8 protein-coding genes are annotated in these 10,607 nt (G+C 69.7%); 2 read left to right on the top strand and 6 right to left on the bottom strand.

Annotated elements, in window-relative coordinates; genetic code table 11:
• Window positions 1-770, bottom strand: a 770-nt coding sequence (locus BQ8420_RS31045; protein WP_235006590.1) for a trehalase-like domain-containing protein, incomplete at its 3' end; no start/stop codon positions are given.
• A gap of 221 nt (window positions 771-991) precedes the next feature.
• On the opposite strand from BQ8420_RS31045, the gene BQ8420_RS31040 reads away from it, so the two are divergent.
• Window positions 992-2,677, top strand: coding sequence for an ABC-F family ATP-binding cassette domain-containing protein (locus tag BQ8420_RS31040; protein WP_087104105.1), 1,686 nt, complete (start codon window positions 992-994; stop codon window positions 2,675-2,677).
• A gap of 313 nt (window positions 2,678-2,990) precedes the next feature.
• Entirely contained in the window at window positions 2,991-4,361 is a 1,371-nt protein-coding gene (locus BQ8420_RS31035) for a nucleobase:cation symporter-2 family protein (protein ID WP_087104103.1), read from the top strand.
• 175 nt (window positions 4,362-4,536) lie between these two features.
• On the opposite strand, the gene BQ8420_RS31030 is transcribed toward BQ8420_RS31035, so the two are convergent.
• The 5 genes from BQ8420_RS31030 to BQ8420_RS31010 are packed head-to-tail and all read right to left on the bottom strand — an operon-like array spanning window position 4,537 to window position 10,606.
• Window positions 4,537-4,788: an acyl carrier protein gene (locus BQ8420_RS31030; protein ID WP_087104101.1), complete on the bottom strand. Its 252-nt coding sequence runs from the start codon at window positions 4,786-4,788 to the stop codon at window positions 4,537-4,539.
• Window positions 4,776-5,813, bottom strand: coding sequence for an LD-carboxypeptidase (locus tag BQ8420_RS31025; RefSeq protein WP_087104099.1), 1,038 nt, complete (start codon window positions 5,811-5,813; stop codon window positions 4,776-4,778). Before BQ8420_RS31025 ends, BQ8420_RS31030 begins: the two co-directional genes overlap by 13 nt.
• Complete coding sequence (locus tag BQ8420_RS31020; protein ID WP_087104097.1) at window positions 5,810-7,051, bottom strand: MFS transporter; 1,242 nt, start codon at window positions 7,049-7,051, stop codon at window positions 5,810-5,812. The genes BQ8420_RS31025 and BQ8420_RS31020 overlap by 4 nt, the downstream gene beginning before the upstream one ends.
• On the bottom strand, window positions 7,048-9,951 hold the full coding sequence (locus tag BQ8420_RS31015) for an amino acid adenylation domain-containing protein (RefSeq protein WP_087104095.1): 2,904 nt from the start codon (window positions 9,949-9,951) through the stop codon (window positions 7,048-7,050). The genes BQ8420_RS31020 and BQ8420_RS31015 overlap by 4 nt, the downstream gene beginning before the upstream one ends.
• Window positions 9,952-9,958: 7 nt before the next feature.
• Window positions 9,959-10,606 (bottom strand): phosphopantetheine-binding protein, encoded by a 648-nt coding sequence (locus BQ8420_RS31010; RefSeq protein WP_087104094.1) that lies wholly within the window; start codon window positions 10,604-10,606, stop codon window positions 9,959-9,961.
• Window position 10,607 lies beyond the last annotated feature (1 nt).

The raw sequence follows: 10,607 nt of genomic DNA, 5'->3' as shown, positions 1-10,607 counted from the left end.
GTGCACAGCCCGCGCAGGGTCAACGCCGACCGCGCCGCCAAAGAACTCTCGGTGTCGGGCAGGGACAGCCCGCAGACCCATGCGCTCCACTCGTGTTCGGTGTGGGCGCGCCGCCGGGGTTCGGGGGTGGGATGACAGGTGAGCAGGTCTGACCCGCAGCGCAGCTCGAACACGATCCGCTCCCCCGGTTCCGGGTGGATCGTGGCCCGGGCGGTGTCCTGGCCCCCTTCGCGTTCGATGCGCCATTCCACGCCGGGTGCGCGCAGCACCAGGGGGTAGTCGGTGCCGTGCACGCGTAGTCCGTCGTCCTCGACGACGATGCGCACGGGGGCGCGGCCGAAGTCGGGGCGGGGCGCGAACTCGACGGCGACGGGGGTGGAGCCTTCGACCACGCGGATCAGGTCGGTGCGGCCGGGTTCGGTGTCCTGGGCGAGGTAGTCGCACACCGAGAGGCGCGACCAGCGGGTGCGCACCGTCATGGTGTTCGGTTGGTAGCGCTGGCCCAGGGGCATACGCCCATGGGCGGGGCCGATGGCGAACACCCCGGCTTCCGGCCCGCCCAGCACCTCGGCGAACAGGGCGCCCGAGTCGGGCTCGGGGTGACAGAACCACAGCAGGCGCGCGTCCGGTCCGAGCAGCGCCACGGACGACCGGTTGGAGAGCATCGACATGCGCTCGATCGGGACCGGGCGCTCCCCCGCTCCCAGGGGGTGGTCGCAGCAGTTCTCCCCGGCCGTGTCGAACTCGGCCACACCCTGTGTGAGCGTCATCCCGCCACCTTCCTCGTGTTTCTTCCCGCGGGAGAAAGCTAAGCCGGCGAAGCGTCCCGGCACATCGGGTTTCACCGGACCTTAGGTGTGGGCTAAGGAAGCCTTAAGGTTCGCCGGCTCCCCCGCCGCCACCAGGGAAAAACCGTTGCGTCGGAGCGTCGGTGCGTGGAAGCCTTCGGTGGCGCCGCAGGTGGGTGCGTTGTAACGGTGAGAGGGAAATTGTGGGTTACGTCGACGTCAACCAGGTCTCGCACACCCTGCCCGATGGGCGGGTGCTCTTGGACGAGGTCTCGTTCCGGGTCGGCGAGGGTTCCAAGACCGCGCTGGTCGGTGCGAACGGGGCCGGCAAGAGCACCCTGCTCCGGTTGGTGCGCGCCGAGGTCGCACCGCAGTCGGGTGCGGTGACGGTGGAGGGTGAACTCGGGGTGATGCCGCAGTTCGTGGGGCACGTGCGTGACGCCACCACCGTGCACGAGCTCCTGGTGTCGGTCTCCCCTTCGGCGGTGCGAGCGGCCCACGCGGACCTGGAGTGGGCCGAGGCGGCGATGATGGCCTCCGAGGACGAGAAGACCCAGATGCGCTACGCGGAGGCGATCGCCCGTTACGGCGACGCCGGCGGGTACGACGCCGAGGTGGTGTGGGACCAGTGCTGTGTGGCGGCCCTGGGCGTCCCCTACACGGAGTGCCGGTGGCGTGAGGTGCGCACCCTCTCCGGAGGTGAGCAGAAACGCCTGGTCATCGAGGCGTTGCTGCTCGGTCCGGCCCCGGTGTTGCTGCTGGACGAGCCGGACAACTACCTGGACGTCCCGGGCAAACGCTGGTTGGAGGACGCCCTGCGCGCCTCGCCGAAGACCGTCCTGTTCGTCTCGCACGATCGCGAACTCCTCAGCCGGGTCCCGGACCGGATCGTCACGGTCGAGTTGGGCGCCGCGGGCAACAGCGTGTGGGTGCACGGCGGGACGTTCGAGACCTATCACGAGGCCAGGCGGGAACGGTTCGCCCGGTTGGAGGAGCTGCGCCGTCGTTGGGACGAGGAGCACGGCAAGCTCAAGACCCTGGTGTCGATGTACAAGCAGAAGGCCGCCTACAACTCGGACATGGCCTCCCGGTACCAGTCGGCGCAGACCCGGCTGCGCCGGTTCGAGGAGGCGGGCCCGCCCCAGCAGCAGCCTCGGGAACAGAACCTGCGGATCCGGTTGCGCGGCGGCCGCACCGGGAAGCGGGCTCTGGTGTGCGAGCGTCTGGAGTTGTCGGACCTGATGCTCCCCTTCGATCTGGAGGTCTGGTACGGGGACCGGGTGGCGGTGCTCGGCTCCAACGGGTCGGGCAAGTCGCACTTCCTGCGGCTGTTGGCCGGTGGCGGCGACGACCCGGAGTCGTCACTGGTGCCCGAGGAGGAGCGCGAGCGCATCACGCCGGTGACGCATTCGGGTCGGGCCCGCTTGGGCGCCCGGGTGCGGCCGGGGTGGTTCGCGCAGACACACGAACATCCCGAATTCGCCGGGCGCACCCTGTTGGACATCCTGCACAACGGTGAGGGAACCCGGAGCGGGGTGCCGCGCGAGGAAGCCGGCCGGGCGTTGGACCGGTACGAGTTGGCGCTCAGCGCCGACCAGACCTTCGACACGCTCTCCGGCGGCCAACAGGCACGGTTCCAGGTGTTGTTGTTGGAGTTGTCCGGGTCCACGATGCTGCTGTTGGACGAGCCCACGGACAACCTGGACGTGGTCTCGGCCGAGGCATTGGAGTCGGCGTTGGAGGCCTATCAGGGCACGATCCTGTCGGTCACGCACGACCGTTGGTTCGCCCGTGGCTTCGATCGGTTCGTGGTGTTCGGCGCGGACGGGAGGGTCTACGAGGCCGACGAGCCGGTCTGGGACGAGGGCCGGGTGACACGCACCCGGTAGTCGCAAGGGTGTGAGGCCGGGCCGTCGCCGTGAGGGCGTTCTTCGTCACGTCGGTGCGGGGTCGAACGGGGCGACGATCACCGGCCGGCGGCTTCGTGCGGGAGTCCGAGACGGCTCGGGAAGTCCGGTGGGGGCGGCCATACGGATCGACGGGCCGGTCTTCGGCATGACCTCCCCCGATCACCCGGAGTCATTCGACCACTTCTGTGCGCTTTGGTGTGTTTCTCCAAGCGTTCACCTCGAATTTGCGCACTCGTTCGGATCATCCGATGATTCATGGCGAGACCGTACGACTCCGGAAGGCCCCACCACGATGAAGCTCCCCAAGGGCGGCTCGGACCCCGCGACCGACGGCCCCGCCGTCAGCGAGCGCCCCGAGGACGAACGGCCGCCACTGCGGTTGATGATCACCTACGGCGTCCAGCACATCCTCGCCCTGTACGCCGGGGTCATCACCCCGCCGCTGATCATGGCCGCGGCGGTGGGCCTGGACCCGGTGGAGACCGGCCTCATCATCAGCGCCGCCCTGCTGGTCAGCGGCCTGATGACGCTCATCCAGACGCTGGGCGTGTGGCGCTTCGGCATGCGCATGCCGCTGGTCATCGGCGCCTCCTTCATCCCGGTCACCGCGATGACCGCGATCGGCGAGTCCAGCGGACTGCCCGCGGTCTTCGGCGCCGCCATCGTCGCCGGGCTGTTCGGCGTCCTCATCGCCCCGGTGATGGCGAGCCTCATCCGCTTCTTCCCACCGGTCGTCACCGGCAGCGTGATCACCGTCGTCGGCCTCTCCCTCATCCCCGTGGCGGTCGGCTGGATCACCGACAACAGCGAGAACAACATCCCCACCGGTACCGGTCTGCTGTTGGGCGGGGGGACCCTGCTGATCATCCTGGTGCTGTCCAAGGTGCTGCGCGGGGTGTGGGGCCGGGCCTCCATCCTGCTGGGCCTGGTTCTGGGCACCCTGTTGGCCGCCGCTCTGGGCGAGGTCGACTTCGCCGCGGTGGGCGAGGGCGCGGTCTTCTCGCTGCCCACTCCCTTCCACTTCGGACAGCCGGAGTTCCAGGTCGCCGCGATCATCACGATGTGCATCATGATGGTCGTCATCCTGTCCGAGGGCATGGCGGACATCCTCGCCGTGAGTTCGGTCGTGGGTTCCAAGGTCGACGGACGCCGCCTGGCGGACGGGCTGCGCGCCGACGCCCTCACCGCGGTCGTGGGCCCGCTGCTCAATTCCTTCCCCGGCAGCACGTTCAGCCAGAACATCGGCCTGATCGCGCTGAACAAGGTCAAGAGCCGCTACGTGGTGGCCACCGGAGCGGTCCTGCTCGTGGCGATGGGCCTGTTCCCGATCCTGGGTCGGGTCGTGGCGATGATCCCCTCTCCCGTTCTGGGCGGCGCGGGCCTGGTGTTGTTCGGTTCGGTGGCGGCCGCGGGCATCCAGACCCTGGCCAAGGTGGAGTACGAGGACAATCAGAACCTCGTCATCGTGGCGGTCTCGCTCGGGTTCGGCGTCCTGTCGATCGCCGCGCCCGACTTCTTCTCCGGTTTCCCGGAGTGGGCGACGATGATCCTGCACTCGGGGATCGTCACCGCCACCGCCTCCGCGCTGGTGCTCAACGTGTTCTTCAACGTCCTGGGCGGCGGCGCCGAGCGGCGCCGGGCCGAACCCGCTCCGGTCGACTGAACCCGCTCGGCCGGGCATGAACACCACCTGTTCGACCGTCTCGCCGGGTGCTTTGACCGGTGGCCCATGCCCTGTCCGGACCCGCGGGACGGCTACCGCGGCGCGGTACGCGTCGGCCCCACACGCCACTTCACAGGCCGACCCCGACCACGCGGTGTGGCACCGTCCACCGGTCTCATCCCGCGCTGTCGCCCCCGGTGTCCCTGACCTGGGCGATGATCGACCGGATGCGGGGGTCGTCGATGAAGACCCGAGCCCTGACTCGCAGGTTCCGCTCCTTGAGCAGCGCGATGGATCGGGCCACCAGAAGCGAGTCGCCGCCGCTCTCGAAGAAGTCGTCCTCCTCCCGCAGGTCAGGGTTCTCCAGCACATCCCTCAAAACGTCGAGGGTCTCCTTGCGGATCCGCTCCGTGATCACGCTGTCCATGGTTCCTCCCGTTGTCCTGATCGATACCGGTAGCCGATGCCCTCACGCGATCCCACGGTGACGACGTCCCCGTAGGGCAGGAGCCACGCAGGCTGGTAGTGTCCGCAGTCACCCCCGACGAGGACCGGCCCTTGCGCCAGTTCGGGGGACCTCAGCAGGGCGGCCTCCACCTCCTCGCACCACCCCTCGAAACCGCGCCAGGGGGCGTCGGAGACCACTAGCGCCGAAGGCGGCCCGTCCAGGGCGCTCGTGATCCGTCCGATTGCGGAGTCGAAGTAGCCGGGTTCGTCGTCACCGACGTCCAACCAGAGCACCCGTTCCCGCACCGTGAGGCTCCCTTTCTCCAGCAGGTCGGCGACGATCCGGACCTCCCCGCCGACCAGACGACCGCGGGCCGCCCCCGGTCGCATCCAAACGTCCTGGGCCCGGCGTGAGCGCAGCAGAGGATCCTTCTCGTGCCGTGCGTACTGCTGCCAGGGACGCACCCCGGCGGTCCGGGTGGCGGAGGTGCGGAAGCGGACCGGTGCCGAACCGCACAGGACCGCCTTGGTGGAGGCCAAGGTCTCGGGCACCTGTTCGGGCTCTCCGAACTGCGATAGGAAGGCCACACCGTTGTAGGAGACCAGTCCGCACTCCTGTAGCAGGAACGCGTTGATGTACGTGTTGTCGCTGCGACCGATGAACGGCTTGGGATGGGACCGGATCAGTTCCGTGTCCAAATGGGGGAGCAGCTCGTAGGAGGTGCTGCCACCGACCGCGGACATCACCGCCGCGACCCGGTCGTCCAGGAAGGCGTCGTGCAGGTCGTCGGCGCGCTGCCTCGGTGTCCCCGCCGACAGCCCGTCGTCACTGATCTCGTCGGCGTTCTCCGCGAAGTCGCACCGCCAGCCCAGTCCCGCGAGCGCGTCCGTGGCCAGGTCGACCGCCCGCGTGGCATAGGCCATCGATGGCAACGAGGGGCTGACAACCCTGATCAGGTCGCCCTCACGCAGGGGCGCGGGCCTGGTGATCCTGTCCGTGTTCATCGGTCCTCCGATCCGTGGTCCGAGTTCTCCTCCGACAACCGCTGCTCGCGTTCCCACGCGTCGAACACCGGCAACCGCATCAGGCACATGATCGCGATCACGAGGAAGAGGGCCCCGGCGACGAGGAACGGGAAGGCCAGGTCGACGAGGGAAGCCAGCGCTCCGCCGATCAGCGCCCCCGCGGCCAGTCCGGACAGGCCCAGGAGACGGCTGACGGAGCCGACCCGGCCCATCAACCGGTTCGGGGTGATCTTCTGACGCATCGACGACGCCAGCACGTTCCACACCACCGAATGCCAGATGTACACGGCCAGGGCAACGGCCACCACGACCAGGTGGTCCACGAAGAAGATCGTCACGAACGACGCTGCGCCGGTGGTCAGGGCGATCACGATGGACCGGCAGTAGCCCAGCACCTCCCGCATGCGCGACGCGGACCACGCCCCCAGGAGCCCGCCGAGCGCGGAGAAGGCCAGGAGGAGGCCGTACCCTGTGGGATCGAGCCCCAGCACCTCCGAGGAGTACAGGACCAGGTAGGAGAACGGGATCATGTACGCGATGCTCGCGACGGCGCCGACCGCCACGAGTGTGCGCACGATGTGGTTGCGCCAGAGCCACACCGCGCCCTCGCGGATCTCCTCGACCATGCTCGGGCCGGATTCATACTCCTGGCGGTAGTCGCCCCTGAGCGCCTGGTATCCCATACCCGCGCCGAGGAAGGAGAACGCGTTCGCGATGATCGGTGCCACGGGCGCCAGCCCGAAGAGGAAGCCGCCCACAGGCGGGCCCACGAACTCGTCCACCACGATCTGGGTGGCCGCGATCTGGGAGTTGGCCCGGTCCAGTCCCCTTGCGGGCACAGCCTGGGGCAGCACCGCGAAGGCCGAGCTGTCCGAAACGGTCTCGATGATGCCGACCAGCGCGAACGCCAGGTACAGGGTGGGCAGTGTCAACAGGCCCGACAGGATCAGTACCGCGAGCAGGGCGAAGACGAGCGCCCGTGAGTAGTTCGACAGGTAGAGCAGGCGTCGGCGGTCGCCCCGGTCGATCATGACACCAGCGAACAGGACGGCGATGATCCTGGGCACGGCGTAGGCGGCGCTCAACCCCGAGATCAGCAGCGGATCCCGGGTGAGGGTGGCGGCCAGCAACGGCATGGCGACGAAAGTGACGCCGTCCGCCAGGTTCGAGGAGGCGTTCCCGAACCAGATGCGCCTGAACTCAGGCCCCAACTTCATGTGTGCGTCCTGTTTCCATCGGGTCGGGTCGACCCCGCCCGCCGGGTGCGGGCGAGGGTGTCGGTGACGGCCCGGACGTCCACCTTTCCGTTGGGCAGACGTGGAAGCGCGGTCACCGCGAGGATGGTGGTGGGCACGAGGTGGGAGGGCTGGTCGGCGCGCAGGGCGGAGCGCACCTCCGGGACGGTGGCCCCGGGCCGTAGCACCACCAGGGCCGCGAGTCCGGAAGCGCCGCCGTGGGTCTCCAGGGTCGCGGCGCCGTCCTCGATGCCGGGCGTCGCGCAGAGCACGTGCTCCACCTCGGCGAGCTCCACCCGGACACCGTTGACCTTGACCTGTCGGTCGATCCTCCCGTAGTACTCCAGTTCCCCGTTCGAGTCGATGCGGCCCAGGTCACCGGTTCGGTACAGGCGTGCTCCGGGTTCCTTGGAGTGAAGGTCGGGTACGAACCGCTCTGCGGTCAGCCGGGGGCGGCCGAGGTAACCGTCGGCCAACCCCGCACCGCCCAGGTAGACCTCTCCGATCCCGCCCTCGGGCACGGGGAGCCCCTCGCTGTCCAAGAGGTGGAGCCGGCCGCCGGGAACCGGAAACCCCAGGGTCGGGTGGGGGGTCCCCGGGGGGACGGTGGCCGCCGTGGAATAGGAGGTGTCCTCGCTGGGCCCGTACAGGTTGAGGACCCGCGCGGCGCCCGCCGCGTGGATCTGGTCGACGAGCGCTCCGCGTAGTGGTTCCCCGCCCAGGCACACCGTCGCGCCCACGGCGTCCAGGGAACCGTGGCGCAGGGCCTCCGCGGCCAGGAAGGGGACGGTGACGATCAGGGTGGAGCGCCGTCCGTTCGGGCCGGCGGGACGTTCGAAGACCGACGAGACCAGACGGATCGTCCCGCCCACCGCCAGGGGGGCGAACAGCTCCAGGACGGAGAGGTCGAAGGAGAACGACGTCGAGGCCAGCACCGAAGTGAGCGCCTCCGCTCCGAGAAGGTGCAGGGAATCCTCGACCATGGCCAGGACGGCGCGCTGGGGCACGGCGACGCCCTTGGGCGGACCAGTCGAACCCGAGGTGTACAGGACGTAGGCGCGCGCGGACCCGTCCGTCGGCCCGGGGCGGGGTGGCGCGGTGGTCTCGACGGGGACGGCACCGACATCGAGCACCGGGGCGCCCAGGCCCTCGGGCGCCGGGGCCTCGTCGGTGAGCAGCACCGCCGGCCCGGCGCCGGCCACGAGCCGGCGCAGCCGGGCGGCGGGAAGGTCTGGGTCCAGGGGGAGGTAGGCCGCGCCGATCCGCCAGGCCCCGAGCATGGCGGCGACCGTCAGGGGGGTCCGATCGGCCAGAACACCCACCAGGTCACCCTGGCCGACCCCCTGTTCGGCCAAGAGCGCGGCCACCCGCTCCACCTGTTCGAGGAGCCACCGGTACGAGTGGTCCCTGCCCTCGAACTCGATCGCCGTGGTCTCCGGGGAACGGAACGCGTTCCGGGTCATCCGAGCGAGGACGTCATCGTGTCCGGCGTCCCGCTCCACGTCCGGCAACTCGCTCACCAGGCCGGTGAAGGCATCGAGCAGCCCGCGCGCGGTCGCTTCGGTGAACAGTCCAGTCGCGTACTCCAGTGCCGGTTCCAGTGAGCCGTCCGGTTGTTCGCCGACCACGAGGGAGAGTTCGAACTTCGCGGTGTCCGTCTCCACGGAATAGGGGCGTGTCCAGGTGCCGGGCAGGTCGGGCCCGCGGCCCGTGTCCTCCGCGTGCTCGTACCCGAAGGACACCTGGAAGAGAGGGCTGCGCCCGTTCTCACGGACCACACCGGAGGCGTCGATGATGCGGTCGAGCGGTACCCGTTGCCCCTCGAAGGACGACAGCGCCGCCTCGCGGGCCGTGTCGACCCACGCAGCGGGGTCGGTCGCGGCGAGCCCACGCAACCGGATCGGGATCGTGTTGACGAACATGCCGACGACCTCGTCGAATCGGGCCGAGGGGCGACCGGTCACCGGTGTACCGATGACGATGTCGTCGTCTCCGCAGTGCAGGTGCAGCGCCCGGGCATAGAGGCCCAGGAGCGTCATGAACCGGGTCGCCCCGCACCACGCGGCCAACGCGTCGACGGCGGCCGTGTCCCGGGGGGACAGTCGGCCGCGCACCACGGCGCCGCCAAACCCGGCGAAGCCCTTCCGCGGCAGGTCGACCGGCAGGGAGACGGCCTTCGGCGCTCCGGCCAGTTCCGTTCGCCACCGCTCCAGGGCGGCCGTGTGGGTTCCGTCCGCGGCCTCGGTGTGTTCGAGGGCCACGTGGTCGGCGTAGGTGACGGCGGGCGCCGTGGCGGTGGTGGTGGTGTCCAGGGTCCCCTCCAGTACCGCGCCGTAGAACTCCGCCAGGTCCGCCTGGAGCCTGCCCCAAGACCAACCGTCCACGACGGCGTGGTGCACACAGAACACGAGGAGGTGGTCGTCCTCCGAATACGAGACAGTGGTCAGCCGCGTGAGTGGTTCGTCCAGGACCTCGAAGGGGCGGCGCAATTCCCGCTCCGCGGTCGCGGCCGCGTCCGCCTCGCGCGCCCGGGGTTCCATCCCCGTACGGTGTTCGTGGCGGCCGATCAGCGAGGCTTCCGATGTCAGGGACAGTGTCCGCCGACCGGCCATGACGAACCGGCGCGTGAGTTGTTCGTGCCGCAGGCCGAGCGCGGTGAACGCGGTGTCCAAGGCGTCAGTCCTCATCGGGCCCTCGACCCGTCCCGCCCACCCCAGCGTGTAGGCGTCGTCGCCGTCGGCCAGCAGGGACAGGAAGACGAGTCGCTCCTGGACGGAGGAGGACAGGATCGTCGCTGCCATCGCGGGGTCTTCCACCGCCCGCGCGACGAACTCGGCGCGTTTTGCGACGGACAGACGCTGGAAAGCCTCGAACAGTGCCATGGTCTCCTCACCCCACCAGAAAGGACCGGTCGTCGTCGCGCAGCCGGTCCAACGCGGCCGAGGCCGCCGCCCGCAACGGTCCGTTTCCGGCCTCCCCCGCGTGTTCGGTCAGGTAGACGGCGAACAGATCGGTACGGGGCCTTCGGAACATCGCCACCAAGGGCACGGAGGTCGACAGCGCGGCGTTGATCGTGTGCAGCGCCCGCAGTGCCCTCAGGGAGGTGCCGCCCGCGTCGAAGAAGTCCGTGATCACCGTGCCCGGTGGCAGGTCCACCACCCGGCGCCATGTCTCGTGGACGAATCGTTGCACCTCGTCGCCGTCGGATGCGGCCGAACGTTCTCCGGCCGTGTGGGTCGCCCGCAACGCGGCACGGTCCACCTTCCCACCGGCGGTGCGCACGATCTCTTCCACCACCACGACATCGTCCGGGATCATCGCCAGGGGAAGCAGCTCGGTCAGCGCCGCTCGGATCTGGCCCCCGCTCGGTCCGCGGTCCTTCTCCACCGTCACGTACGAAACCAACCGCCGGTCACCGTACTCGTGCGTGTCCGCGCCGAGGAGGGATCCCAGCCGTTCGAGTGCGGCCCCGTCCAGGTTCCGCAGGCGCGCACGCGCCTCCTCGTATGCGGCTCCGCTGTCCGCTGATGGCTCCATC

The organism is Nocardiopsis sp. JB363 (genome assembly GCF_900143625.1).
Classification (GTDB): domain Bacteria; phylum Actinomycetota; class Actinomycetes; order Streptosporangiales; family Streptosporangiaceae; genus Nocardiopsis.
The sequence above is the reverse complement of the archived record's forward strand: the minus strand, read 5'-3'. Positions and strand labels throughout refer to the sequence as shown.